General features: G+C 72.5%; 25 protein-coding genes and 1 riboswitch. Of the genes, 10 read left to right on the forward strand and 15 right to left on the reverse strand.

Translation table 11 applies throughout. From position 1 onward, the window contains the following. Positions 1-4: 4 nt before the first annotated feature. The 6 genes from ACFWVV_RS29725 to ACFWVV_RS29750 all read right to left on the reverse strand — a co-directional run bounded on the left by ACFWVV_RS29725 (position 5) and on the right by ACFWVV_RS29750 (position 5,230). Positions 5-886 carry a hypothetical protein gene (locus ACFWVV_RS29725; protein ID WP_384344677.1) on the reverse strand — a complete coding sequence of 294 codons (882 nt, stop codon included), beginning with the start codon at positions 884-886 and terminating at the stop codon, positions 5-7. Between the two features lie 66 nt (positions 887-952). Next, complete coding sequence (gene metF, locus ACFWVV_RS29730; protein WP_384344680.1) at positions 953-1,888, reverse strand: methylenetetrahydrofolate reductase [NAD(P)H]; 936 nt, start codon at positions 1,886-1,888, stop codon at positions 953-955. A 90-nt stretch (positions 1,889-1,978) separates the two neighbouring features. After that, positions 1,979-2,665 carry a thiamine phosphate synthase gene (thiE, locus tag ACFWVV_RS29735; RefSeq protein WP_384344683.1) on the reverse strand — a complete coding sequence of 229 codons (687 nt, stop codon included), beginning with the start codon at positions 2,663-2,665 and terminating at the stop codon, positions 1,979-1,981. Between the two features lie 371 nt (positions 2,666-3,036). Further along, the gene (locus ACFWVV_RS29740; RefSeq protein ID WP_384344686.1) at positions 3,037-3,402 is read right to left on the reverse strand and encodes an Rv2175c family DNA-binding protein; all 366 of its coding nucleotides are present in this window, start codon (positions 3,400-3,402) and stop codon (positions 3,037-3,039) included. A gap of 205 nt (positions 3,403-3,607) precedes the next feature. After that, entirely contained in the window at positions 3,608-4,777 is a 1,170-nt protein-coding gene (locus ACFWVV_RS29745) for an NAD(P)/FAD-dependent oxidoreductase (protein ID WP_384345089.1), read from the reverse strand. Between the two features lie 48 nt (positions 4,778-4,825). Next, positions 4,826-5,230 carry a hypothetical protein gene (locus ACFWVV_RS29750; RefSeq protein WP_384344688.1) on the reverse strand — a complete coding sequence of 135 codons (405 nt, stop codon included), beginning with the start codon at positions 5,228-5,230 and terminating at the stop codon, positions 4,826-4,828. 52 nt (positions 5,231-5,282) lie between these two features. Next, a riboswitch (TPP riboswitch) is annotated at positions 5,283-5,395 on the forward strand. Here ACFWVV_RS29750 and thiO point away from each other — a divergent pair. The 5 genes from thiO to ACFWVV_RS29775 all read left to right on the forward strand — a co-directional run bounded on the left by thiO (position 5,393) and on the right by ACFWVV_RS29775 (position 10,855). Beyond that, positions 5,393-6,604: a glycine oxidase ThiO gene (thiO, locus tag ACFWVV_RS29755; RefSeq protein ID WP_384344691.1), complete on the forward strand. Its 1,212-nt coding sequence runs from the start codon at positions 5,393-5,395 to the stop codon at positions 6,602-6,604. (Overlaps the previous riboswitch by 3 nt.) After that, on the forward strand, positions 6,601-6,819 hold the full coding sequence (gene thiS / locus ACFWVV_RS29760) for a sulfur carrier protein ThiS (RefSeq protein ID WP_384344695.1): 219 nt from the start codon (positions 6,601-6,603) through the stop codon (positions 6,817-6,819). The genes thiO and thiS overlap by 4 nt, the downstream gene beginning before the upstream one ends. Before the next feature lie 6 nt (positions 6,820-6,825). Further along, complete coding sequence (locus ACFWVV_RS29765; RefSeq protein WP_384344698.1) at positions 6,826-7,620, forward strand: thiazole synthase; 795 nt, start codon at positions 6,826-6,828, stop codon at positions 7,618-7,620. A 241-nt stretch (positions 7,621-7,861) separates the two neighbouring features. Next, positions 7,862-9,778, forward strand: a complete 1,917-nt coding sequence (gene pknB / locus ACFWVV_RS29770; RefSeq protein WP_384344701.1) for a Stk1 family PASTA domain-containing Ser/Thr kinase — start codon at positions 7,862-7,864, stop codon at positions 9,776-9,778. Positions 9,779-9,937: 159 nt separating this feature from the next. Further along, entirely contained in the window at positions 9,938-10,855 is a 918-nt protein-coding gene (locus tag ACFWVV_RS29775) for a deoxyribonuclease IV (protein ID WP_384344705.1), read from the forward strand. A gap of 29 nt (positions 10,856-10,884) precedes the next feature. On the opposite strand, the gene ACFWVV_RS29780 is transcribed toward ACFWVV_RS29775, so the two are convergent. Continuing rightward, positions 10,885-11,517 carry a sulfite oxidase-like oxidoreductase gene (locus ACFWVV_RS29780; RefSeq protein WP_384344707.1) on the reverse strand — a complete coding sequence of 211 codons (633 nt, stop codon included), beginning with the start codon at positions 11,515-11,517 and terminating at the stop codon, positions 10,885-10,887. Between the two features lie 154 nt (positions 11,518-11,671). Here ACFWVV_RS29780 and bfr point away from each other — a divergent pair, with 154 nt between their 5' ends. Continuing rightward, the gene (bfr, locus tag ACFWVV_RS29785; protein WP_384344710.1) at positions 11,672-12,154 is read left to right on the forward strand and encodes a bacterioferritin; all 483 of its coding nucleotides are present in this window, start codon (positions 11,672-11,674) and stop codon (positions 12,152-12,154) included. Positions 12,155-12,199: 45 nt separating this feature from the next. Here bfr and ACFWVV_RS29790 read toward each other — a convergent pair whose 3' ends face one another. Further along, a complete protein-coding gene (locus ACFWVV_RS29790; protein WP_384344713.1) occupies positions 12,200-12,436 on the reverse strand; it encodes a bacterioferritin-associated ferredoxin in 237 nt (78 codons plus the stop codon). 174 nt (positions 12,437-12,610) lie between these two features. Beyond that, positions 12,611-13,963, reverse strand: a complete 1,353-nt coding sequence (locus tag ACFWVV_RS29795; protein ID WP_384344716.1) for a class II 3-deoxy-7-phosphoheptulonate synthase — start codon at positions 13,961-13,963, stop codon at positions 12,611-12,613. Positions 13,964-14,100: 137 nt separating this feature from the next. Between ACFWVV_RS29795 and ACFWVV_RS29800 the strand changes: the two genes are divergently transcribed. Both ACFWVV_RS29800 and ACFWVV_RS29805 read left to right on the forward strand, forming a co-directional pair. Further along, complete coding sequence (locus tag ACFWVV_RS29800; protein ID WP_384345092.1) at positions 14,101-14,169, forward strand: trp operon leader peptide; 69 nt, start codon at positions 14,101-14,103, stop codon at positions 14,167-14,169. Positions 14,170-14,278: 109 nt separating this feature from the next. Further along, entirely contained in the window at positions 14,279-16,171 is a 1,893-nt protein-coding gene (locus ACFWVV_RS29805) for an anthranilate synthase family protein (RefSeq protein ID WP_384344719.1), read from the forward strand. A 91-nt stretch (positions 16,172-16,262) separates the two neighbouring features. Here ACFWVV_RS29805 and ACFWVV_RS29810 read toward each other — a convergent pair whose 3' ends face one another. From ACFWVV_RS29810 to ACFWVV_RS29830, 5 genes are all read right to left on the reverse strand, one after another. Beyond that, positions 16,263-17,267 (reverse strand): 2-hydroxyacid dehydrogenase, encoded by a 1,005-nt coding sequence (locus ACFWVV_RS29810; RefSeq protein WP_384344722.1) that lies wholly within the window; start codon positions 17,265-17,267, stop codon positions 16,263-16,265. 131 nt (positions 17,268-17,398) lie between these two features. Beyond that, positions 17,399-18,433, reverse strand: coding sequence for a 6-phosphofructokinase (locus tag ACFWVV_RS29815; RefSeq protein WP_384344725.1), 1,035 nt, complete (start codon positions 18,431-18,433; stop codon positions 17,399-17,401). Positions 18,434-18,557: 124 nt separating this feature from the next. Then, on the reverse strand, positions 18,558-19,238 hold the full coding sequence (locus tag ACFWVV_RS29820; RefSeq protein ID WP_384345095.1) for a response regulator: 681 nt from the start codon (positions 19,236-19,238) through the stop codon (positions 18,558-18,560). A 116-nt stretch (positions 19,239-19,354) separates the two neighbouring features. Further along, positions 19,355-20,575, reverse strand: a complete 1,221-nt coding sequence (macS, locus tag ACFWVV_RS29825; protein ID WP_384344728.1) for a MacS family sensor histidine kinase — start codon at positions 20,573-20,575, stop codon at positions 19,355-19,357. 70 nt (positions 20,576-20,645) lie between these two features. Beyond that, positions 20,646-21,449 (reverse strand): lysophospholipid acyltransferase family protein, encoded by an 804-nt coding sequence (locus ACFWVV_RS29830; RefSeq protein WP_384345098.1) that lies wholly within the window; start codon positions 21,447-21,449, stop codon positions 20,646-20,648. A 252-nt stretch (positions 21,450-21,701) separates the two neighbouring features. Between ACFWVV_RS29830 and ACFWVV_RS29835 the strand changes: the two genes are divergently transcribed. Continuing rightward, a complete protein-coding gene (locus ACFWVV_RS29835; RefSeq protein WP_384344730.1) occupies positions 21,702-22,481 on the forward strand; it encodes an alpha/beta hydrolase in 780 nt (259 codons plus the stop codon). Beyond that, entirely contained in the window at positions 22,474-23,142 is a 669-nt protein-coding gene (locus ACFWVV_RS29840; RefSeq protein ID WP_384344733.1) for a hypothetical protein, read from the forward strand. Before ACFWVV_RS29835 ends, ACFWVV_RS29840 begins: the two co-directional genes overlap by 8 nt. 353 nt (positions 23,143-23,495) lie before the next feature. Here ACFWVV_RS29840 and ACFWVV_RS29845 read toward each other — a convergent pair whose 3' ends face one another. Then, positions 23,496-24,272 (reverse strand): endonuclease/exonuclease/phosphatase family protein, encoded by a 777-nt coding sequence (locus tag ACFWVV_RS29845; RefSeq protein WP_384344736.1) that lies wholly within the window; start codon positions 24,270-24,272, stop codon positions 23,496-23,498. Positions 24,273-24,329 lie beyond the last annotated feature (57 nt).

Below are 24,329 nucleotides of genomic sequence, written 5' to 3' on the forward strand. Positions count from 1 at the left end.
GGTGTCAGTAGTGGGGGTTGGGGTTGTAGGGGGGTGGGTAGCCGGCGGGCTGTTGGGGGGGTTCCGGGGTGACGGGCTGTTCGCCGTCGCGCTGGTGGGGAACCCACACTCCGCCCGGAGGCGTGTCGGCCGGGTAGCTCTCGGTGTAGGGGGCCGGGTACATCTGCTGTTGGCCGCCGTACGAGTCGTACTCCCCGCCGGTGCCGTACGACTGGGTGCCGACGTACGGGTCGGAGTACGCCGCGTAACTCTGCTGCCCGGTGTCGTACGTGCCGTAGGAACCGGTGTCGTGGCCCTGGCCCTCACTCTGCCCGTAGGCGGGGTAGGAGCCGCTGCCGAAGGAGTCGTACCCCTGCGGCTGGTGGGCGGCCGAGGTGTCGAAGGCGGCGTACTGGGCGGTCTCGTCCGGCAGCGGCTGCGCCGCGTAGGCCGGGGCCTGCCCGTGGTCCTGCGTGTGCGGGGCCGGGACCGGGTGCGGGTCGAAGCCGTCCGCCCCCGCGAAGCCACCGACGGTGTCGAAGCCGGTGCCGGCCGGCTCGCCCTGGGCGCCGTACTCCAGGTCCGAGACCTGGAGCGTCGGCTGCTGCGCGACGGCCTCGCCGCCTCCCCTGCGGCGCTTGCTGCCGCCCGGGTTGCCGCCGATCGCCCAGCCCGTGGAGAAGCCACGGCGGAAGGACAGCGTGACGTACGTCTGGCCGACGGCGAAGGCGACGGCGCCCGCCGCGATCACCGGGACGGACGTCATCAGCACACCGGCCACGACGACGGCGAAGCCCGCGAAGGCCAGCACCCGCCAGCGCAGCCGCGCCTTGTACTGCAGCAGCACTTCGGCGAGCAGCCACAGCGCCACCACGCCGAATGCGATGTAGAGGACCGTCCAGCCCATGTACGCCCCTCTCCTGCGCCCGCTGCTCCCTGCGGGAGCACAACGGCGCGAGTACAGCTCTGACCGCTACGACTGCGTCAGCGATGACGTCTGGTCGTGCAGTCCGAGATTCTCGTAGATTTCGAGCGTCGCCGTCGAGTTGTTCAGCGTGATGAAGTGCATTCCCGGTACACCTTCGGCAAGCAGCGTCGCGCAGAACTCGGTGGCGAACTCGATGCCAATGGAGCGTACAGCGGCCGGATCGTCCTTGACCGCGAGGATCCGCTCTTTCACGGCGTCCGGGAAATGCGCGTTGCTGAGCTGCGGCAGCCGGTCCAGCTGCTTGACCAGCGTGACAGGCATCACTTCGGGAATGATGGGGGTGTCGCAGCCCGCCGCCTCGACGCGGTCGCGCATCCGCAGATAGCTGGCCGGGTCGAAGAACATCTGCGTGATGGCGTAATCGGCACCGGCCCGGCACTTCTCCACAAAGTGGCGGATGTCGGAATCCCAGCTCTCCGAGCGGGGGTGCATCTCGGGAAATGCCGCGACACCGACGCAGAAGTCGCCGGACTCCTTGATGAGTTCGACGAGTTCGGAGGCGTAGGTGACGCCTTGGGGGTGCCGGATCCACTCGCCCATCGGGTCGCCGGGCGGGTCGCCGCGCACCGCGAGGATGTTCCTGATCCCGGCGTCCGCGTACTGGCCGACCATGTTGCGCAGCTGCGCCACCGAGTGGTCGACGGCGGTGAGGTGCGCGACGGGCGTGAGCGTGGAGTCGGAGGCGATCTTCTGGGTGGCCTTGACGGTGCCTTCGCGGGTGGACCCGCCCGCCCCGTAGGTCACGGAGACGAAGCTGGGGGCCACCGCCTCGACGCGGCGCAGCGCGTTCCAGAGGTTCTGTTCGCCCTTCGGGGTTCTGCGCGCCGAAAATTCGAAGGAGAACGACGTCTTTCCGGTCTCCAGCAGCTCACGCACCGTAAGAGCGCGATCTGTTCTGGTGGAAGGTGTGCCATGGGCCATGCGGAGAGGTTAGCCAGGGGGGTGGCGGACCCCCAACCGAGGCGACGTCAAAGGTCCGTTATGCCGGGATCTTGTCCATCCCTCGGACAGTTATTCGGCCACCTGCGGCTCGTTGTCGACGCAGGACCTGATCCGCGCGGCCAGTGCGGCGGTGGCGGCAGCCGGGTCGGCGGCCTCGGTGATCGCCCGGACCACCACGATGCGGCGGGCGCCCGCCGCGAGCACTTCGTCGAGGTTGCCGGCGCCGATGCCGCCGATGGCGAACCAGGGGCGGTCCTGGCGGAGCGAGGCCGCGTACCGCACGAGGTCGAGGCCCGGGGCGTACCGGCCGGGCTTGGTGGGGGTGGGCCAGCAGGGTCCGGTGCAGAAGTAGTCGATGCCGTCCTCGGCCACCGCGGCGTCCACCTCGGACTCGGCGTGTGTGGAGCGGCCGATCAGGACGTCGTCGGGGGCGGGCCCGAGGATCGCGCGGGCGGCGGGCACCGGCAGATCGCCCTGGCCGAGGTGGAGCACGTCGCTGCCGATGGCGTGGGCCACGTCGGCGCGGTCGTTGACGGCGAGCAGCTTGCCGTGCCGGCGGCACGCGTCGGCGAGGACCGCGAGGTGCTCCAGCTCCTCCCCCGCCTCCATGCCCTTGTCGCGGAGCTGGACGATGTCGACGCCGGAGGAGAGCACAGCGTCGAGGAACCGGGGCAGGTCCCCCTGCGCCCTGCGGGCGTCTGTGCAGAGGTAGAGCCGGGCGTCGGCGAGCTGCTCGCGAGGCGTGGGCCTGGGCATGGTGCGGAGTCCCCCCGTGATGTGCACGGGGCTGGTCCCCGTGGCGAGTGCACGGGGTGCTGCCCCGTGGTGGATGCACGGGAAGCTACCTCATGGCGGGTGCCCGCAGTGCCGCCCCGTGACGGATCCACGAGGCAGCCCCCGCCAAGGATCCACGAGGCAGCCCCCGTGACGAATGCACGACATCGCCCCCCGCGACGTGTACGCCGCGGCGGCCGCCCCGCTGGTCGCGGGACGGCTCCCCGCACGTCATGAGGGGCGGCGGGCAGGGGCAACGGGCGCGGGCACGGGCCGTGCGGGGCCGCACCCTCACCGGGTGCCGCCCACAGGGGCCGGGCCCGTGCCCTCCCTCGTGCTGCGGTGCGGTCGCGTCAGAGGGCGAGCGCCTGGGCGCGGCGCTTCACCTCCGTTCCGCGGTTCTCGGTCAGGGCCTGCGCGGGGGTGCCGGGCAGGGTCGGGTCGGCGGTGAAGAGCCACTCCAGCATCTCCAGGTCGGAGAAGCCGTCGTCCTTCAGGACCGTCAGCAGGCCGGGCAGGCCCTTGACGATCTTGTCGCCGTCGAGGAAGGCGGCGGGCACCTGAAGGGCACGGTTCTCACCGCGCCGTACGGCGATCAGCTGGCCTTCCTTCACCAGCTGGCGCACCTTCGTCACCTCCACGTCGAGCATCTCCGCGATGTCGGGGAGGTAGAGCCAGGCGGGGACGAGGGCATCGATCTTTGCGTCAATCTCGGTCACAGGACAAGCGTGCCATCCAGGACTGACAGTCGGTAACCGGGCCCTCCCCGACCGGCCGCCACAAGGACCCCGACCGACCCTTCCCGAAAACCCCGACCGGCCGCCACAAGGTCCCCGACCGACCCGCCCCGAGGACCCCGGCGGGTCCGCCCCCGCGCCCCGGCCGCCCCGCGAACCCGGCCCCGGAGCTTCCGCCGGACGGGCCCTACGCCTGCCGCACGGCCGATTTCAGCGGTACGGAAGGGTCGGCCGCCGACTCCGGATCGAGTACCGCGCCCGCCTCGGTCAGCTTGCGCCCCTGCGCCAGGTCGCGGGGGCGGCCCACCGCGAGCAGCGCCACCAGTACCCCTTCGCGCAGCCAGCACACGGACCAGGAGGGGGTGGCGGGGTCGCCGCGCCACACCGTCTCGTCGGCCCCCGCGTGGTGGCCCGCGTACTGCACGAAGCGGCCGAACTGCTCGGACCAGAAGTACGGCACCGGATCGTAGGCCAGGGGAGCGCCGCCGAGGAGGTTCGCGGCCACCGTCCGGGGGCCCTGGAGCGCGTTGTCCCAGTGGTGGACGAGCAGCCGGGCGTCGTAGCGGCGGGACGGGAAGGAGGCGCAGTCCCCGACCGCGTACACGTCGGGGGCACTGGTGCGCAGGTGTTCGTCGGCGGTCACCGAGCCTTCCGGGCCCAGCTCGATGCCGGAGCCCGCCAGCCAGGCGGTCGTGGGCCGGGCGCCGATGCCGACGACCACGGCGCCGGCCGGGATGCGGCGGCCGTCGGTGAGCAGCACCGCACCCGGCTCGACCGCGGCCACGCGCGCGTGGGTGAGGAGATCGGCCCCCGACTCGGCGTACCAGGCGGCCATCGGGGCGGCGACCGGGGCGGGCATCGTTCCGGCGAGCGGCCGGTCGGCGGCCTCCACAACGGTCACTCGGCAGCCGGCCTCGCGGGCGGCCGTGGTGAACTCCGCGCCGATCCAGCCCGCCCCGACGACGACCACGTCCTGCTGGGCGTCCAGCACGGGCCGCAGCTGCCGCGCGTCGTCCAGGGTGCGCAGCAGGTGCACGCCGGGGACGCCGACGGTGCCCGGCAGCGTGACGGGGTCCGCGCCGGTGGCCAGGACCAGGGCGTCGTACGGGACGGGGCCTGCCGTGGTGTCGATCTCGTGGTCCGCCGGGCGCACGCCGGTGACTTCGGTGCCCAGCCGCAGCTCGACGCCGAGCGCCTCGAAGTCGACCTCGAAGGCGGAGCCCTCCGCCTTGCCGAGCAGCACCGCCTTGGACAGCGGCGGCCGGTCGTAGGGCCGGTGCGGCTCGGCGCCGATCAGTACGACGGGGCCGCCGAAACCCTGCTCGCGCAGGGCGACAGCGGTCTGCACCCCTGCCATGCCCGCGCCGACCACGACGATGCGCTTCTGCTCGCTCACCCGACCACCTTACGTATCTGACTTCCCGTCAGGAAAGCGGCCCTCCGGCAGGACCGTTCCCGGTCCGGGCCCCATGGCCGGGAGCTCCTCGACCGTGCTCGTGCCACTGCCCTCCTGGGACTCCCATGCCCAGCTCTCCTCCAGCCGAACGCGGCCGTCGGCAAGGAGCACCACCGTGGACAGGCAGTGCCCGCAGGAGGTGGTGCCGTCCCGTTTGAGCTGTACGTACCGGAAGTCGAGCCGGTCCCCCGCGCGCGTGCCCACCAGGTGTCCCCGGACGACGTCGCCGCCCGCGTACTCGGCCCAGATCCGGCCGTCCCGCTCGTGGTACGTGAACCGGGTGCGGGTACCGACCTGCCCCGGCGCCTGGTCGGCGACCGGGGCGAGAACGAGTCCGTCGAGCGAACGGGGCACGGGGACAGCTCCCCTCACATCTTGTTGAACCAAGGATTAGGGTGGCCACCGTACAAGCACTCACGGGAGCCCGGCGGACCGGGCTGAGAGGGAGGCTGCACCGGCCTCCGACCGTACGAACCTGATCCGGGTCATGCCGGCGAAGGGAGGGGCTGGACGCCCATGCACACCTCTGTGAGAAGGCCTTACGACGTCCTGGTCGTCGGAGGCGGCATCATCGGCCTGGTCACGGCCTGGCGGGCCGCCCAGCGCGGGCTGCGCACCGCGCTCGCCGACCCCGCCCCCGGCGGCGGCGCCGCCCGGGTGGCGGCCGGGATGCTGGCCGCCGTCACCGAACTCCACTACGGCGAGCAGACCCTGCTCGCCCTCAACCTGGCCTCCGCACGCCGCTATCCGGACTTCGTCGCCGAACTGGAGGAGGCGAGCGGCCTGCGCACCGGCTACCGCGCGTGCGGCACACTCGCCGTCGCCCTGGACGCCGACGACCGGACGCACCTGCGGGAACTGCACGCCCTGCAACGGCGGTCCGGTCTGGAGTCGGAGTGGCTGAGCGGGCGCGAGTGCCGCCGGCTCGAGCCGATGCTCGCGCCGGGCGTGCGCGGCGGGCTGCGGGTGGACGGTGACCACCAGATCGATCCGCGGCTGCTGGCGGCGGCCCTGCTGGCGGCCTGCGAGCGCGCCGGAGTGGTCCTGCACCGGACCACGGCCGAACGCCTCTCGGTCACGGGCCGGCGGGCCACGGGCGCACTGCTGGCCGACGGCACCGAGGCCGTCGCCGGCCAGGTGGTACTGGCCGCGGGGTCGCTCAGCGGGCGGCTCGCCGGAGTTCCTGAGGAGGTGCTGCCGCCGGTGCGCCCGGTGAAGGGACAGGTGCTGCGGCTGACGGTGCCGCCCGGGTACGCGCCGTTCCTGAGCCGTACGGTGCGGGCCGTGGTGCGCGGCAGCCAGGTCTACCTGGTGCCGCGCGAGAACGGTGAGCTCGTCGTGGGCGCCACCACCGAGGAGCTCGGCTGGGACACCACCGTCACGGCGGGCGGCGTCTACGAGCTGCTGCGCGACGCGCACGAGCTGGTGCCCGGCATCACCGAACTGCCGCTCACCGAGACCCTGGCGGGCCTGCGCCCCGGCTCCCCGGACAACGCCCCGCTGCTCGGACCGACCGCCCTGCCCGGTCTGCTGCTCGCCACCGGGCACTACCGCAACGGGGTGCTGCTGACCCCGGTCACCGGGGACGCCATGGCGGAGGTGCTCACCACGGGCGCACTGCCCGACGCGCTGCGCCCCTTCTCCCCGCGCCGCTTCACCCCCGCGCCCGCGAGCACCCCGCCGACCCCGCAGGCCCCGTCGGCCGTACGTGAGGAGCAGCCCGCATGAGCCGTACGACAGCCCTGGCCGTGTCCGTGAACGGCGAACGGCACGAAGTGGCCGCCGGCACGACCCTCGACGCCGTCGTCGCCTCGCTCACGCGCGCCCGCGCGGGCGTGGCCGCGGCGCTCAACGAAACAGTGGTCCCGCGCGGGCGGTGGGCGGCCACCGCCCTGGCCGACGGCGACCGCGTCGAAGTACTCACCGCGGTCCAGGGAGGCTGACGTTCCATGGCAGACGATCTCTTCGCACTGGGCGGCCTCTCCTTCTCGTCCCGGCTGATCATGGGCACCGGCGGGGCGCCCAGCCTGGAGGTGCTGGAGCGGTCGCTGATCGCCTCGGGCACCGAGCTGACCACGGTGGCGATGCGGCGGCTCGACCCGTCCGTGCAGGGCTCCGTGCTGTCCGTGCTCGACCGGCTCGGCATCCGGGTGCTGCCCAACACCGCGGGGTGCTTCACGGCGGGCGAGGCGGTGCTGACCGCCCGCCTGGCCAGGGAGGCCCTCGGTACGGACTGGGTGAAGCTGGAGGTCATCGCCGACGAGCGGACCCTGCTGCCGGACCCGGTGGAGCTGCTGGACGCGGCGGAGACGCTGGTCGACGACGGCTTCACCGTTCTGCCGTACACCAACGACGACCCGGTGCTGGCGCGGAAGCTGGAGGACGTGGGGTGCGCGGCGGTCATGCCGCTGGGCTCCCCCATCGGCTCCGGGCTCGGCATCCGCAACCCGCACAACTTCGAACTGATCGTGGAGCGGGCGGGGGTGCCGGTGATCCTCGACGCCGGTGCGGGCACGGCTTCCGACGCGACGCTGGCGATGGAGCTGGGGTGCGCCGGGGTGATGCTGGCCTCCGCGGTGACGCGGGCGCAGGAGCCGGTGCTGATGGCGGAGGCGATGCGCCACGGGGTGGAGGCGGGCCGGCTCGCGCACCGGGCCGGGCGCATCCCGCGCCGCCGGTTCGCCCTGGCCTCCTCGCCGGAGTCCGGCGTCGCGGACTTCGACCCGGAGCGCCCGGCGTTCTGAGCCCGCTGGCGGGCAGCCCGCGCCGCGGGAGCCCGCCCCCGGGCCCCCGTGCGCGGGAGCCCCGTGCGCGGGAGCCCCGTGCACGGGCACCCCGGGCTGCGGGAGCCCGCCCCGGCACCCCTGCCGCGTCCTCATCTGCGGCGCGGCAGGGGTGCCACCGGCCTGTTACAGGTCGGCTTCAGTCCGGGTCCCGGCCCCCGCACCCCGTCCGGGCCGCACCCGCCCCTCGTAGACTCCCTCCGTGGACACGACCCTTCAGGACCCCCTCGTCGGGCACCTGCTCGACAGCCGCTATCGCGTCGAGGCACGCATCGCCGTCGGCGGGATGGCCACGGTCTACCGGGCCGTCGACACCCGCCTCGACCGCGAGCTCGCCCTCAAGGTGATGCACCCCGCCCTCGCCGCGGACTCCTCCTTCGTCGACCGCTTCATCCGCGAGGCGAAGTCCGTCGCCCGCCTCGCCCACCCGAACGTGGTCGGGGTCTTCGACCAGGGCACCGACGGGTCGTACGTCTACCTGGCGATGGAGTACGTCGCCGGCTGCACCCTGCGCGACGTGCTGCGCGAGCGCGGAGCGCTGCGGCCGCGGGCCGCGCTCGACATCCTGGAGCCCGTGCTGGCCGCCCTCGGCGCCGCCCACCGGGCCGGTTTCGTCCACCGCGACATGAAGCCGGAGAACGTCCTGATCGGGGACGACGGCCGGGTCAAGGTCGCCGACTTCGGTCTCGTACGCGCCGTGGACACGGTCACCAGCACCACGGGATCGGTCCTCGGCACGGTCTCCTACCTCGCGCCGGAGCAGATCGAGCACGGCAGCGCCGACACCCGCGCCGACGTGTACGCCTGCGGTGTGGTCCTGTACGAGATGCTGACCGGCGCCAAGCCGCACTCCGGCGGCACTCCTGCCCAGGTCCTCTACCAGCACCTCAACGAGGACGTCCCGCCGCCGTCGGCCGCCGTCCCAGGACTGGCCCTGGAACTGGACGAGCTGGTGGCCGGTGCCACCGTCCGCAACCCCGAGGCCCGCCCGTACGACGCGGTCGCCCTGCTCGGGCAGGCCCAGGAGGCGCGGGCCGCGCTCTCCGACGAGCAGCTGGACCTGGTTCCTCCGCAGGCGAAGCCGGACGGCGGTGCGGGTGCGGCCGGTCCCGAGGAGCGGACGAGCGTGCTCCCGCGCGCACTGCCCACCGAGCAGCACACCAGCCGGCTGCGGGTGCCGCTGCCCGCCGAGCCCGAGCCGCCCCGGCGGCGCACCTGGCGGCCCGCGACCACCAGACGCCGGCTGGTCGCCCTGGTCACGGGCGTGCTGCTGCTCCTGGGCGCGGGAACCGGTGTCTGGTACATCAACTCGGGCCAGTTCACCCAGGTCCCGGCGCTGCTCAGCCAGTCGGAGAGCGGGGCCCGCCAGAAGCTGGAGGCGGCCGGTCTCGACGTGAGGGAGGTGCGGCGGAAGTTCAGCGACACCGTCACGCGCGGCACCGTCATGGACAGCGAACCGGCACCGGGCGCACGCATCCGCAACAACGGTTCGGTGACCCTTGTCCTGTCCCGCGGCCCCGAGATCGTCAAGGTGCCCGACCTCAGGCGGATGCCGCTGCAGCGGGCCCGGGTCTCGCTGAAGGACGCGGGGCTGGCGCCCGGTGTCGTGACGAAGGCGTTCAGCGAGGACGTCCCGCTGGGCACCGTCATCAGCACGGACCCGCGGGCCGGCACCGGACGCTCCCCGGACACCGCGGTCGCGCTCGTGGTCAGCAAGGGTTCCCCGGTGGACGTCCCCGAGGTGACGGGCCGGTCCGTGGAGGAGGCCACCCGGGTCCTCGAAGACCTCGGCCTGAAGGCCGACGTGGCTCCCGGACAGGTCAACTCTCCCGCGCCTGCGGGCACGGTGGGACGCCAGTCGGTACCCCCGGGCACCCGGCTCGGCGAGGACGAACGCGTCACGCTCACCGTTTCCAAGGGCCCGAGGATGGTCGCGGTGCCCGATGTGGTCGGCAAGCACGCGGACGAGGCGACCCGCATCCTCACGGCGGCGGGCTTCGCGGTCCAGGTGGACCGGCCGTTGCTCTCCTTCAGCAAGGTGATCGAGAAGCAGTCGGTGGAGGGCGGCGGGCAGGCCGCCGAGGGCAGCACGATCACCGTCACGACGAAGATCCTGTAACGGGCCCGAGAGGCGCGACGGGCCCCAAAGGTACGGGGCCCGGGGCAGCTGCGGGGGCCCGGGACAGGTGCCGGGGGGCCGGGGCAGGTGCCGGGGGGCCGGGGCAGGTGCCGGGGGGCCGGGGCAGGTGCCGGGGGCCGTGCGGCATCCTGGGAGGCGATGAGCACCACAGAGACTTCCGCAGAGTTCGCCGCCCGGTTCCCCGCCGCCCTCCCCGCCTCCCGCAACCCCGTCGGCGGTCACGTCCCGGTGGCCGGCGGGCTCGCCACCACCGGGCTGCCGTACGCCCGCGGGATGGGCGCCGAGGCCGTCCAGGTCTTCGTCGCCAATCCGCGCGGCTGGGCCACCCCGGCCGGGAACCCGGCCCAGGACGCGGCGTTCCGGGCCGCCTGCGCCGCCGAGCGCATTCCGGCGTACGTCCACGCCCCGTACCTGATCAACTTCGGTTCGCACACCGAGGCCACCGTCGAGAAGTCCGTGGAGTCGCTGCGTCACTCGCTGCGCAGGGCCCGTGCCATCGGCGCCCTCGGGGTTGTCGTGCACACCGGCTCGGCGACCGGCGGACGCCCTCGTTCCGAGGCGTACGCGCAGGTCAGGGAGCACATGCTGCCGCTGCTCGACGAGCTCGACCACGAGGACGACCCGTACCTCCTGCTGGAGTCGACGGCCGGTCAGGGCTTCTCGCTCTGCTCGCGCACTTGGGACTTCGGCCCGTACTTCGAGGCGCTGGACTCCCACCCGAAGCTGGGCATCTGTCTGGACACCTGCCACATCTTCGCCGCGGGACACGACCTGGCGGCGCCCGGCGGGACGAAGCAGACCCTCGACCTGCTGGTGGACACCGTGGGCGAGGGGCGGCTGAAGCTGATCCACGCCAATGACTCCAAGGACGTCACCGGCGCGCACAAGGACCGCCACGAGAACATCGGCTCGGGTCACATCGGCAGCGAGCCGTTCCGCGAGCTGTTCACGCACCCGGCGACCGAGGGGGTGCCGCTGGTCATCGAGACGCCGGGCGGCAAGGAGGGGCACGCGGCGGACGTGGCCCGGCTGAAGGCGCTGCGCGAGGGCCCCTGACCGCTTGGTGCGCTCCGGGGGCCCAGGCACTAGAGCTCGGGGCCCTCCCCGGGCTCCTCCTGGTAGGAGTAGCGCTGCTCCCGCCACGGGTCGCCGATGTTGTGGTAGCCGCGCTCCTCCCAGAAACCGCGGCGGTCCGCCGTCATGTACTCGATGCCCCGGACCCACTTGGGTCCCTTCCAGGCGTACAGGTGCGGCACCACCAGGCGCAGCGGGAAGCCGTGTTCGGCGGTGAGCAGGTCGTCGCCCTTGTGCGTGGCGAAGATGGTCCGCTCGGAAGTGAAGTCCTCGATGCGGACGTTGGCGCTGTAGCCGTACTCCGCCCAGACCATCACGTGGGTGACGGCGGGGGCGGGCGGGGCCAGTTCCAGGACCGTACGGGCGCGGACACCACCCCATTCGGCCCCGAGCATGCTGAATTTCGTCACGCAGTGCAGATCTGCGACGACCGTGTCGAAGGGCAGTGCGGAGAATTCCTCGTGGTTCCAGCAGTGTTTCTCGCCGTCCGCGGTCGCGCCGAAGACGCGGAACTCCCAGCGGTCGGGCTTGAACTTGGGAACGGGCCCGTAATGGGTGACCGGCCAGCCACGCTGCAGCCGCTGTCCCGGCGGAAGCTCGGAGTGCTCGTTTTCGCGGTAATCCCGGCTTTCCGGCTGACCCATGTCTTCCATGGTGACAGACGGCGAGGGGTGGTCATGACCGGGTCTGGGCCGATTCGGGCAACTCCTACTAAGCATGCACTTACTGGACGCCCTTGGAGAAGCGGTGCAAGGATGCGCGCAATCTGCCCGCCACACCCCTGGAAGGAGCCCCGCCATGCAGGGCGACCCCGAGGTCATCGAATTCCTCAACGAGCAGCTGACCGCCGAACTGACGGCGATCAACCAGTACTTCCTGCACGCCAAGATGCAGGACAACTTCGGCTGGACGAAGCTGGCCAAGTACACGCGCGCCGAGTCCTTCGACGAGATGAAGCACGCGGAGGTCCTGACCGACCGGATCCTCTTCCTGGAGGGCCTGCCCAACTACCAGCGGCTCTTCCACGTGCGGATCGGTCAGACGGTGACCGAGATGTTCCAGGCGGACCGGCAGATCGAGGTCGAGGCGATCGACCGCCTCAAGCGCGGCGCGGAGGTCATGCGGGCCAAGGGCGACATCACCTCGGCCAAGCTCTTCGAGGACATCCTGGCCGACGAGGAGCACCACATCGACTACCTCGACACCCAGCTGGAGCTGGTCGAGAAGCTCGGTGAGCCGCTGTACATCGCCCAGCTGATCGAGCAGCCGAGCGAGGCGTAGGCACCGGGTACACCGTCCGCCGGGCTCCGGTGGGACGTCTGCGGGTCAGGCCGCTTCGCCGAGTGCCGCTTCCGCGGGGACCGCGACGATGTCGCGCTGGGCGATGAGCTCACGGCGCGGGCAGGCACCGCGGCCGAGCAGACCCTGGATCGTACGGACGCAGTTCCCGCAGTCCGTGCCGGCCTTGGTCACGGAGGCTATCTGGCGCGGGGTGCATGCTCCCTCGGCGGCGTGCGCCTTGATCTGCTGGTCGGTCACGCCGAAGCAGGAGCAGACGAACACGCGGACACCTCGATCCCAGCAGCTGGGGGCACCCGCAACAGGAAGCCCTCGGTCAGGTAAACCTAACCTTACCCATGCCGCTGCGCACGGGAAACCCCCGGTACGCCTGTGGGGCACGGATCACAGGGATCCGTGCCCCACAGTCATGCGGACGGGCGGTGCCTTTCGGCCCGGCTACTGGTCGCGGTACATCTCCGCCACCAGGAACGCCAGGTCGAGGGACTGGCTGCGGTTGAGGCGCGGGTCGCAGGCCGTCTCGTAGCGCTGGTGCAGGTCATCGACGAAGATCTCGTCGCCGCCGCCCACGCACTCGGTGACGTCGTCGCCGGTGAGCTCCACGTGGATGCCGCCCGGGTGGGTGCCCAGACCCTTGTGGACCTCGAAGAAGCCCTTGACCTCGTCGAGCACGTCGTCGAAGCGGCGGGTCTTGTGACCGGAGGCCGCCTCGTAGGTGTTGCCGTGCATCGGGTCGGTGATCCAGGCGACGGTCGCGCCGGACGCGGTGACCTTCTCGACCAGCTCGGGCAGCTTGTCGCGGACCTTGTCGGCGCCCATGCGGACGATGAAGGTCAGCCGGCCGGGCTCGCGGTCCGGGTCCAGCTTGTCGATGTAGCCGAGCGCCTCGTCGACCGAGGTCGTGGGACCGAGCTTGATGCCGATGGGGTTGCGGATCCGGGAGGCGAACTCGATGTGCGCGCCGTCCATCTGCCGGGTGCGCTCACCGATCCACACCATGTGGCCCGAGGTGTCGTACAGGTTGCCGGTACGGGAGTCCACGCGGGTCAGCGCGGCCTCGTAGTCCAGCAGCAGCGCCTCGTGGGAGGCGTAGAACTCGACCGTGCGGAACTCGGCCGGGTCGGTCCCGGCCGCCTTCATGAAGTTCAGCGCGTTGTCGATCTCGCGGGCGAGCTGCTCGTAGCGCTGGCCGGACGGCGAGGACTTCACGAAGTCCTGGTTCCAGGCGTGCACCTGGCGCAGGTCCGCGTAGCCGCCGGTGGTGAAGGCGCGCACGAGGTTGAGCGTCGAGGCGGAGGCGTTGTACATCCGCTTGAGGCGCTCGGGGTCGGGAACGCGGGCCTTCTCGGTGAAGGCGAAGCCGTTCACCGAGTCGCCCCGGTAGGTGGGCAGGGTCACGCCGTCGCGGGTCTCGGTCCCCTTGGAGCGCGGCTTGCTGTACTGCCCTGCGATGCGGCCCACCTTGACGACGGGAACCGAAGCGGCGTACGTCAGCACCGCGCCCATCTGCAGGAGGGTCTTCAGCTTGTTGCGGATGTGGTCGGCCGACACGGCGTCGAATGCCTCGGCGCAGTCACCGCCCTGGAGCAGGAACGCCTCGCCCTTGGCGACGGCTCCCAGCCGGGCGCGCAGCTGGTCGCACTCGCCCGCGAAGACGAGCGGCGGATACGATTCGAGGTCCGCGACAACATCGCGCAGCGCCTCGGCATCCGGGTACTCGGGCTGCTGCGCCGCAGGAAGGTCGCGCCAGGTGTTGCCACCGTTGAGGGTGGTCTTCGCGTTCACGGTCACGCGGTCAGCCTACGGGGTGCTCCAGGGTGCTCCGTGCAGCGCTCACAGGGTGAGACGTCCCGTCCACCGCGCGTGTCCGGCGCCGCGGACCCGCGAAGTGCCCGCCCGGGGCCGCGTCTTCCGGTAGGGTCCGCCTCATGTTCGCGCAGACCCAGCAGAACCAGCTTCAGAACTGGTGGTGGACCGCTCATCCGGCGGCCCACTGATCGCGCGTACGTCCACTGACGCCGAGGCCGCCCCTGGAGGGCGGCCTTTTCGCATGTCTGGGCCGTTCCTCCACCGGATCCCGCACCCCTCCCGGAAGGAACCCGCTCCATGCTTGCCGCCACGCTGATGAGCAGACTGCTCGACGACCGCTGCCCGCCCTTCGCCCTGCTGCGCCGCCGCACGCCCGGCCGTGACCACGACACGGTGGAGGTGCTGATCGGGGCGGTGCACGAGGCACAGTTGCTGGCGGAGCTGCCCGACGGCGGGGACGGGCGGCCGGTCCTGGCCCTCGTACCGTTCCGGCAGATCAGGGAGCGCGGCTTCGAGGTGCGCGACGACGGTACGCCGCTGAGCGTGCTGGTCGCCGACGAGGTGCACGAACTGCCGCTGGCCGGTGTGCTGGCCGCGCTGCCCGCGCACGACGTGCGGGTGACGGGCGGCCGTTTCGACGTCGGCGACGAGGAGTACGCGGAAATCGTCCGCGAGGTCGTCGGGACGGAGATCGGCCGGGGCGAGGGCGCGAACTTCGTGGTCCGGCGGACGTACACGGGCGAGATCCCGGGCTTCGGGCGGGCGGACGCGCTGGCGCTGTTCCGGCGGCTGCTGGCCGGGGAGCGGGGGGCGTACTGGACGTACGTGGTGCACACCGGGGACCGGACGCTGGTGGGCGCGAGCCCCGAGGTGCACGTGCGGATGTCCGGCGGGACGGTCGTCATGAACCCGATCAGCGGCACGTACCGCTACCCGGACGGGGGCCCCGCCCCGGAGGGTCTGCTCGCCTTCCTCGACGATCCGAAGGAGACCGAGGAGCTGTCGATGGTGGTCGACGAGGAGCTCAAGATGATGTGCACCGTCGGGGACATGGGCGGGGTGGTGGTCGGTCCCCGGCTCAAGGAGATGGCCCATCTGGCGCACACCGAGTACGAGTTGCGGGGGCGCAGCTCGCTGGACGTGCGGGACGTGCTGCGCGAGACGATGTTCGCGGCGACGGTGACGGGCTCGCCCGTGCAGAACGCCTGCCGGGTCATCGGGCGCCACGAGGTGGGCGGGCGCGGCTACTACGCGGGGGCATTGGCGCTGCTCGCCCGGGACGCGTCCGGCGGGCAGACGCTGGACTCGCCGATCCTGATCCGTACCGCCGACATCTCCGCGGGCGGGCGGCTGCGGGTGCCGGTGGGCGCCACGCTGGTACGGCACTCCGACCCTGCCGCGGAGGTGGCCGAGACGCACGCGAAGGCGGCGGGTGTGCTCGCCGCGCTGGGGGTGCGCCCGGGCCGCCCGCCGCGGGAGCGGGCCGGGGCGCCGCTGGCGGACGACGCACGGGTGCGGGCGGCGCTCGACGGGCGGCGTGCGGCGCTGGCACCGTTCTGGCTGCGGATGCAGGAGCGGTCGGGGGTGCTGTCGGGCCATGCGTTCGTGGTGGACGCGGAGGACACCTTCACGGCGATGCTGGCGCATGTGCTGCGGGCGTCGGGGCTTGAGGTGACGGTGCGGCGCTACGACGCTCCCGGGACGCGGGAGCGGGTGCTCGCCCATCCCGGTCCGGTGGTGCTGGGGCCGGGCCCCGGCGATCCGGGCGACGCGTCCGACCCGAAGATGGCGGCACTGCGCGCGCTGACCGAGGAGTTGTTGAGGGGGCACCGGCACGGGGTGCTCGGGGTGTGCCTGGGGCACGAGCTGATCGCGGCGGAACTGGGCCTGCGCATCGCCCGCAAGGCGGTCCCCCACCAGGGGACGCAGGAGCGCGTCGACCTGTTCGGCACGCCGAGGACGGTCGGCTTCTACAACAGCTTCACGGCCGTGTGCGGGGAGGCGGAGGCGGCGGAGCTGGCCGCCCGCGGCATCGAGGTCGCCCGCGACGGGGTGACGGGTGAGGTGCACGGGCTGCGCGGGCCGGGGTTCGCCTCGGTGCAGTTCCACCCGGAGTCGGTGCTGAGCCCGGGAGGGGTGGAGGTGGTCCGGACCCTTCTGACGGAGCTCCAGGAGCGGGTACGGGGCTGAGCGGGGGGCGGCGGGGGCTCTGGGGGCCGGAGGGGGCACCGGGCCGCGCGAGTCTCGGGACTTCCGGCCTCGGCCGCCGCGCCCCGGTCGTTCAGGGTCTGGCCGGCACCAGCACGTTCTCGCCCTGCCGGCCCGCCCCGTAGTCCGCCACGTTGCGGACCGTCGCGGCGATGATCTGTTGCAGGGCGTCCACCGTGTAGTACGCCTGGTGCGAGGTGACCAGGACGTTCGGGAACGTCACCAGCCGTGCCAGGGTGTCGTCCTCGACGACCTCCAGGGACTTGTCCAGGAAGAAGAGCCCGGCCTCCGCCTCGTACACGTCCAGGCCCACGCCTGCGAAGCGTCCGGCCCGCAGCTCGTCGACCAGGGCGTCGGTGTCGACGAGTCCGCCCCTGCTCGAGTTGACCAGGATCGCGTCGTCCTTCATCAGCCGCAGCGCCGCCGCGTCGATGAGGTGGTGGGTCGACGGCAGCAGGGGCAGGTGCAGGCTGATCACGTCGGACCGGGCGAGGAGCTCGGCCTTGTCGAGGTACCGCATGCCCAGCGCCGTGCACGCGGGGTTCTCGGCGACGTCCCAGCCGAGCAGGTTCATGCCGAAGCCGTGGGCGATCCGGGTGAACGCCTCGCCGATCTTCCCGGTGCCGAGCACACCCGCCGTACGGCCGCGCAGGTCGCGCCCGAGCAGCCCGTCCAGCCGGAAGTCGAAGTCGCGGGTACGCCCGGCGGCGCGGACGATCCTGCGGTTGACCGCCATCGCCAGCGTCCAGGCGAATTCGGCGACCGAGTACGGGGAGTAGTACGAGACGCGGGCCACGGTGAGACCGAGTTCCCGGGCCACGTCCAGGTCGATGTTGTTGAAGCCGGTGGAGCGCTGGGCGATCATCCGGGTGCCGCCGGCGGCGAGCGCGCGCAGCACCCGCTCGCCGAGGTCGGCGTTGACGCTGGTGCTGATGATCTCGTGGCCCGCCGCGATGGGCGCGGTGTCCTCGCCGAGGAAGACCTTCAGGCAGCGGACGCCGTGCGAGCCCTCCTCTGCGAAGGCCTTCTCGATCAGCGGCTGCTCGTCGGCCTGCACTCCGAATGCCAGGACGTCCACGGGGTTCACCTCGCAGGGAAGACTTCGGGTGGCTCGGTGGCTCGCAATATACGGGCGCCCCCGCAGCCCCGCCCGTCCGCACACCCCCGGCCGCCCCGGTTGCTCCAGCCGCACCGGCCGCACCGACCGCCTCAGCCGAAGAAGACCTCCGCCTCCTCGTACAGCTGAGCCGGCACCGTTTTGAGCGTCGCCGTCGCCTCCCCGATCGGCACCCGCACGATGTCCGTGCCGCGCAGCGCCACCATGGTGCCGAAGTCCCTCTCATGGACGGCGTCCACGGCGTGCAGCCCGAAGCGGGTGGCCAGCCAGCGGTCGAAGGCGCTGGGGGTACCGCCGCGCTGGACGTGCCCGAGGACGGTGGTCCTGGCCTCCTTGCCGGTCCGCTTCTCGATCTCCTTGGCCAGCCACTCCCCCACGCCCGACAGCCGCACGTGGCCGTACGAATCCAGCGTGCCGTCCTTGAGGACCATGTCGCCGTCCCTCGGCACCGCCCCCTCGGCGACCACGACGATCGGCGCGTACGAGGAGCGGAAGCGCGAGGTGATCCAGCCGCAGACCTGCTCGATGTCGAACCGCCGCTCCGGTACGAGGATCACGTTGGCGCCCCCCGCGAGGCCCGAGTGCAGGGCGATCCAGCCGGAGTGGCGGCCCATCACCTCCACGACCAGCACCCGCATGTGGGACTCGGCGGTGGTGTGCAGCCGGTCGATGGCCTCGGTGGCGATGGAGACGGCGGTGTCGAAGCCGAAGGTGTAGTCGGTGGCGGAGAGGTCGTTGTCGATGGTCTTGGGCACGCCGACACAGTCGATCCCGTACTCCCCGGACAGCCGGGCGGCGACGCCCAGGGTGTCCTCGCCGCCGATCACGATGAGCGCTTCGACGCCGTGGCGGGCCATGTTCTCCTGGATGCGGCGGGCCCCGTCCGCGCCCTCGGCGAGCGGGTTGGTGCGCGAGGAGCCGAGGATGGTGCCGCCGCGGGGCAGGATGCCGCGGACCGCCTCGATGCCCAGTGCGACGGTGGGCCCGTCCTCCAGGACGCCGCGCCAGCCGTCCCGGAAGCCGGCGAACTCGTGTCCGTAGGACTGGACGCCCTTGCGGACGACGGCGCGGATGACCGCGTTGAGCCCGGGGCAGTCGCCGCCCCCGGTCAGTACTCCGACGCGCATGGCAGTGGTCCCTTCGCCGTGCCCAGCAGGGACCACCACGCTAGGGCGCGCCCCGGGCACCGTCGAGACCGCGTACACCGCCCCCCGGGGGAATGCGTACGGGCCGCAGGGGACCGCCCTTCGCTCAGGCGTCGTCGAGGCCCCGCTCTATCGCGTACCGCACGAGCTCGACCCGGTTGTGCAGCTGGAGCTTGCCGAGTGTGTTCTGCACGTGGTTCTGCACGGTGCGGTGCGAGATGACCAGCCGCTCGGCGATCTGCTTGTACGAGAGTCCCTTGGCGACCAGCCGCAGCACCTCGGTCTCGCGGTCGGTGAGCTGCGGCGCGCGCGGCTCGTCGGGGGCGGCGGGCGCCGGGTCGGAGGCGAGCCTGCGGTACTCGCCGAGGACCAGGCCCGCCAGGCCCGGGGTGAAGACGGGGTCGCCGACGGCGGTGCGCCGCACCGCGTCGCACAGCTCCTCGGTGGAAGCCGACTTCAGCAGGTAACCGGTCGCCCCGGACTTCACCGCCTCCAGCACGTCCGCGTGCTCGCCGCTCGCCGACAGCACGAGCACCCGCAGCGTGGGGTCCGCGCCGACGAGCTCCTTGCAGACCTGGACGCCCGGCATGCCCGGCAGGTTCAGATCGAGGACCAGGACGTCGGGTACGACGACCTGGGCGCGCCGCACCGCCTGCGGCCCGTCGCCCGCCGTGGCGACCACGTCGAACCCGGCCGCGGCCAGATCGCGGGCGACCGCGTCCCGCCACATCGGGTGGTCGTCGACCACCATCACCCTGGTCGAGCCGTCGCGCTGCTCCGGCGTCATCTCTGCGGCCACCTCTGTACCCACTTCACTCATCGCTGTGTCCTCCCCCGTGAAACCTTCATCGCTGCGCTCCGCCGCGTGGCGCCGCTCGCTTCGCTCTGCCGCGCGCAGCACCCTCACCGCTTCGCCGCGCCCCGTGGAACCTTCAGTTCGACCTCGGTGCCCTGACCCGGGACCGAGAGCAGTTCGGCGCTTCCGCCCAGGTCCCGCAGCCGCCCGCGGATCGAGAGGGCGACGCCCATGCGTCCCTCCCCCTCGGCCTGCGCGAGCCTGCCGTCGGGGATGCCTGGGCCGTCGTCCCGTACCGTCACGATCACTTCGTCCGGCGCGTCCTCGACCAGGATCCAGGCCTGGGCGTCCCCGCCCGCATGCTTGCGGACATTGTCCAGTGCGGCACTGACCGCGGCTGCCAGCTCCCTGGCCGCCGCCGGTTCGAGCAGCACCGGAGTGCCCGGTTCCGCGAACGAGACCCGGGCCCCGGCGTGCGGCGCGAGCAGGGAACGCAGGTCCACGGGGCCGGTGTCCGCGCCGTGGTCGGGCTCGTCGACCTCGACGCTGCGGACCACCGCGCCCAGGGCGGCGTCCTCGGAGGCCCTGGTGGTGGGCACAAGACCGCTGGAGACCAGGGTGCGCAGGGCGACCTCCTGCTCCCCCGCCATCCGGCCGAGTTCCGCCGCCTCGCCGCCCATCGCGCTGCCGCGGCGCTGCACCATGGCGAGCACCTGCAGGACGCTGTCGTGGATGTCGCGGGCGAGGCGCTCGCGCTCGCGGGTGGCGGCCTCGATCTCCAGGGCCCGGGCGAGGGTGCGCTCCGAGGCGCGGGCGACTTCGACGACGTAACCGATGGCTATCGAGGCGACCCAGACCAGCAGCACGTTGTGCAGGGTGTCGCGGGTGGGGGAGCCGCGCTCGACCAGGTTGGCCGCGGCGACCAGCGAGGAGGCGAAGGCAGCCCAGCGCCAGCCGCCCTTGATGGCGAACGCGAGCACGGAACCGGCGGTCCAGATGGTCGGCAGGGTCGGCCCGTCGATCTCCTGCGCCTGGAAGTTGGCGAGCGGGGTCAGCAGGATGCCGACGAGGGCCACCGTGAGGTCGGCGACGAGGAAAGGCTTGGTGCATTGTGCCGCGTTGGCCACCTTGGGCAGCGTGGCCAGCGTCCACACGGCCATCACCGCCAGATAGGCGATGGCAACCCAGGAGCGCTCGAACTCCTCCCGGGTGGCCATGAACAGCCCCACCGCGTACAGCATGGTGAGTACGCGGTAGCCGGTCAGCGCACGCCACAGCGGCTGCTCGACCGACATCCGTACGACCCGCTCGCGCTGGGCCTTGGCCATGTCCCCCACCCCCCGGACGGAACGACGCCCCGGGGACGGACGACGCCGCCCGCCCCCGGACGGTTCCGCCCTACTCCTTTTCGGCCCGCTCCGCCTTCGCGGCCGCGGCCGCTTCCGCCTGCGCCTTCAGCTCCCTGGCCGCCTCGGCGACTGCGGCCTTCTCCGCCTTCTCCAGCTCGGCCTTCTCCGCCTTGGCCGCCTTCTCGGCGTCCGCGATCTGCCGTTTGGCGGCGGTGGCGTAGATGTCCACGTACTCCTGGCCGGAGAGCTTCATGATCTCGTACATGACCTCGTCGGTCACCGAGCGCAGGATGAAGCGGTCGCCGTCCATGCCGTGGTAGCGGCTGAAGTCGAGGGGCTTGCCGATCCGGATGCCCGGCCGCATCAGCTTGGGGACGACCTTGCCGGGCGGCTGGATCTTCTCGGTGTCGATCATCGCGACGGGAATCACCGGGGCGCCGGTCGCCAGTGCCACGCGCGCGAGGCCGCCGGGCTTGCCGCGGTAGAGCCGGCCGTCCGGGGAGCGGGTGCCCTCCGGGTAGATGCCGAAGAGGCCGCCCTTCTCGACGACCTCGATGCCCGCCTTGATCGCCGCCTCACCGGCCCCGCGCGCACCGGAGCGGTCGACCGGGAGCTGGCCGACGCCCTTGAAGAAGGCGGCGGTGAGCCTGCCCTTCACGCCGGGCGAGGTGAAGTACTCCGCCTTGGCGATGAAGGTGACCTTCCGGTCCAGTACGGCCGGCAGGAAGAAGGAGTCGGAGAACGACAGATGGTTGCTCGCGAGGATCGCCGGCCCGTCCGCGGGAATGTTCTCGAGGCCCTCCACCCAGGGCCTGAAGGCGACCTTCAGGGACCCGCCGATGGAGAACTTCATTGCGCCGTAGATCAACGTGTGCCTTTCCTTGTCTGTCGAAAAGACCTTAACCCGTGGGCGGCCCCCGCTCCCGCGCACGCTCCACGCGCTCCGCCGGCCGCGTCCCAGGGGCCCTGCGGACCTGGTCGGTGTCGGCACGGTCGCGTACGGTGAAGGCATCCTCGGCGCCCCCCGCGGGGCTCCTCCTCACCCTGACGACACATCCTGACGACGCGTCCGTCGCGACCCGTCCTTGACGAACAGGAGACCCCGGTGCCGGTCCTCCCTGGAGCCGAGCCGTTCCGCCACGAGGGCGGAGAGGTAGGCGTCCTCCTCTGCCACGGTTTCACCGGTTCCCCGCAGTCGCTGCGCCCCTGGGCCGAATACCTGGCCGAGCGCGGGCTGACGGTATCCCTGCCGCTGCTGCCCGGCCACGGCACCCGCTGGGAGGACATGCAGGTCACCGGCTGGCAGGACTGGTACGCGGAGGTGGACCGGGAACTGCGCGCGCTGCTGGCCCGCTGCACCCAGGTCTTCGTGTTCGGCCTGTCCATGGGCGGTGCGCTCACCCTGCGGCTGGCGGCCAAGCACGGCGAAGCCGTCAGCGGCGTCGTGCTGGTGAACCCGGGCAACAAGGTGCACGGCCTGGCCGCGTACGCGCTGCCCGTCGCCCGCCATCTGGTGCGTACGACCAAGGGGGTGGCGGACGACATCGCGCTGGAGGGCTCCCACGAGGTGGGCTACACCCGGGTCCCGCTGCACGCCGCGCACTCGCTGCGCCGGTTCTTCCGGCTCGTCGACCGCGAACTGCCGCAGGTGACGCAGCCGGTGCTGCTGCTCCACAGCCCGCAGGACCACGTGGTCCCGCCGGCCGACTCGGCCCGCATCCTCAGCCGGGTCTCGTCGACGGACGTCACCGAGATCCTGCTGGAACAGAGCTACCACGTGGCGACGTTGGACCATGACGCGAAGCGGATTTTCGACGAGAGCTACGCGTTCGTCGGCCGCCTCGCTCCGAGCGTCGGGAAGAAGGGGAGCACTGCCGGTGGCTGAGCACAACGCGGAGCGCGCTGACCGCGAGGAGGAGCGGGAGCCGGAGACCACCCCCGGAGCTCCCGGGGCGTCCGGGCCCTCCGGTAGCGCCTCCCCAAAGGACGGCGGTACGCCGTTGGACGAGGCAGCCGTCTGGGAGGCGATCGTGGCGGGGTACGGGCAGGAGCCGCCGGACCCGCCGGGGGCCAAGCCGTTCAAGTCGGTGGACGATCTGGCGCGCCTCGAGGGCGAGGTCAACGGCGACGGCCCGGCCAAGCCGCCCGCCGACGCCCCCACCGACCCGTCGGACTCCACCGCCCCGCAGGACCGCCCGCTGGGCAGTTCGGTGGTCTTCGCGCCGGGTGTCGGTACGGCGGGCCCGCGCGACCACCAGCTCGCCGAGTCCAAGGAGGACGACCTCGACGAATCCGACGAGGGCCACTTCGTCCCCCCGGACCCGGAGCTTCCGGAAGCCGACGTCACGTCCAAGTTCGCCTGGCTCGCGGTGATCGGCGGCCCGGTGCTGCTGCTCCTGGCGGTCGTCCTCGGCTGGGACATGACCTGGTGGCTCCAGGTCCTGGGCATCGGCGGCTTCCTGGGCGGCTTCGGCACCCTGGTGAGCCGCATGACCCAGGGCTCGGACGACGAGGACGAGGACCCGGGCCGGGGAGCCGTGGTCTGACATCCCCGCGCCCCGTCAGGGGCGCGGGGAACTGCGCGAGCAACCACGACGCCCCTGCGGGAACCGGCCAGCCCCGCGGCGAGCGCCGCGCGGCGGCAGCCGCACATGGACACAGCGGGGAAGGGACGGGGGGCACACGCCCGCCGCAGGCGCGACGCCCTTGCCCCACCCGGCGCGCCGCACCACGAACCCGCCCCGCCGCACCACGAACCCGCCCGGTGCGCCGCACCACGAACCCGCCCGGTGCGCCGCACCACGACCCCACGACCCCGGGGAACCCCGGCGCGCCGCACCACGACCCCACCGCCCCGGGGAACCCCCGCAAAGCCCCGCGCAGCGGAAAGGCCGGATAACTACCCGGCCGGCACCCGCACCACCGCCAGCACCGGCAAGTGATCCGTCGCCCCCCGCAAGTCCCCCTCCGCCAGCCCCACCGGCACCCCGCACCCCAGCACCTCCACACCCCCCGTGGCGAAGACCGCGTCGATCCGCTGGAACGGGTCGGCGGGCACGGACGTGTACTCCCCGCCCCAGGGCCGCACCGCCCAGCAGTCCTGGAGCTCCCCGGCCAGCCGGCGGAACGCCCGTCCTTCGGGCCGGTCGTTCAGGTCGCCTCCGGCGATCACGTGCTCCACGCCCGCCTCCCGCATCGCCGCCACCTGCTCCAGCAGCAGCCCGGCCTGCTCGTAGCGTTCGGCCTCCTGGAGGCTCAAGTGGCAGCTGAGCACGCCGAGTCGCGCACCTCCGATGCGCACCACCGCCGTCGCGAACCCCCGCTGGTGCAGTCCCGGGGTGCGCGGCAGGAGTACGTCCTCGGTCCGCTCCACCGTCGCCCGCAGCGCGCACAGCAGCAGCGGCCCGGCCGCGGTCGCTCCGCCGCCGAGCACCACCAGGTCGCTGTGTGCCGCCAGCCAGGCGGCTTTCTTGCGCCAGCGGAAGAACCGCGGCGCCTCCTGCACGAGCACCAGATCGGGCGCGCAGGCCCGGATCACCCGGGCGAGCGCCGCGCGGTCGTCGCGCATGGAGCGGATGTTGTACGAGAGGACCCGGACGACGGCGCTGCCGTCCGGCTCCGTACGGGATGCGGGAAGCGCGCCGGGGCCGGTGCCCGTGCCGTTGCCAGTGACCATACGGCCCAACATAGACCGGTGCCCGCCGCCTCCCCGGAGGGACGCGGCGGGCACGGG

The organism is Streptomyces sp. NPDC058663, assembly GCF_042716745.1.
Classification (GTDB): domain Bacteria; phylum Actinomycetota; class Actinomycetes; order Streptomycetales; family Streptomycetaceae; genus Streptomyces.

Bases quoted from the DNA above. Each gene is read 5' to 3' on its own strand.
- ACFWVV_RS29725 (WP_384344677.1), bottom strand. From the start codon at position 886: ATGGGCTGGACGGTCCTCTACATCGCATTCGGCGTGGTGGCGCTGTGG.
- metF (WP_384344680.1), bottom strand. From the start codon at position 1,888: ATGGCCCATGGCACACCTTCCACCAGAACAGATCGCGCTCTTACGGTG.
- thiE (WP_384344683.1), bottom strand. From the start codon at position 2,665: ATGCCCAGGCCCACGCCTCGCGAGCAGCTCGCCGACGCCCGGCTCTAC.
- ACFWVV_RS29745 (WP_384345089.1), bottom strand. From the start codon at position 4,777: ATGGCAGGGGTGCAGACCGCTGTCGCCCTGCGCGAGCAGGGTTTCGGC.
- thiO (WP_384344691.1), top strand. From the start codon at position 5,393: ATGCACACCTCTGTGAGAAGGCCTTACGACGTCCTGGTCGTCGGAGGC.
- thiS (WP_384344695.1), top strand. From the start codon at position 6,601: ATGAGCCGTACGACAGCCCTGGCCGTGTCCGTGAACGGCGAACGGCAC.
- ACFWVV_RS29765 (WP_384344698.1), top strand. From the start codon at position 6,826: ATGGCAGACGATCTCTTCGCACTGGGCGGCCTCTCCTTCTCGTCCCGG.
- ACFWVV_RS29775 (WP_384344705.1), top strand. From the start codon at position 9,938: ATGAGCACCACAGAGACTTCCGCAGAGTTCGCCGCCCGGTTCCCCGCC.
- ACFWVV_RS29780 (WP_384344707.1), bottom strand. From the start codon at position 11,517: ATGGGTCAGCCGGAAAGCCGGGATTACCGCGAAAACGAGCACTCCGAG.
- bfr (WP_384344710.1), top strand. From the start codon at position 11,672: ATGCAGGGCGACCCCGAGGTCATCGAATTCCTCAACGAGCAGCTGACC.
- ACFWVV_RS29805 (WP_384344719.1), top strand. From the start codon at position 14,279: ATGCTTGCCGCCACGCTGATGAGCAGACTGCTCGACGACCGCTGCCCG.
- ACFWVV_RS29815 (WP_384344725.1), bottom strand. From the start codon at position 18,433: ATGCGCGTCGGAGTACTGACCGGGGGCGGCGACTGCCCCGGGCTCAAC.
- ACFWVV_RS29820 (WP_384345095.1), bottom strand. From the start codon at position 19,238: ATGACGCCGGAGCAGCGCGACGGCTCGACCAGGGTGATGGTGGTCGAC.
- macS (WP_384344728.1), bottom strand. From the start codon at position 20,575: ATGGCCAAGGCCCAGCGCGAGCGGGTCGTACGGATGTCGGTCGAGCAG.
- ACFWVV_RS29830 (WP_384345098.1), bottom strand. From the start codon at position 21,449: ATGAAGTTCTCCATCGGCGGGTCCCTGAAGGTCGCCTTCAGGCCCTGG.
- ACFWVV_RS29845 (WP_384344736.1), bottom strand. From the start codon at position 24,272: ATGGTCACTGGCAACGGCACGGGCACCGGCCCCGGCGCGCTTCCCGCA.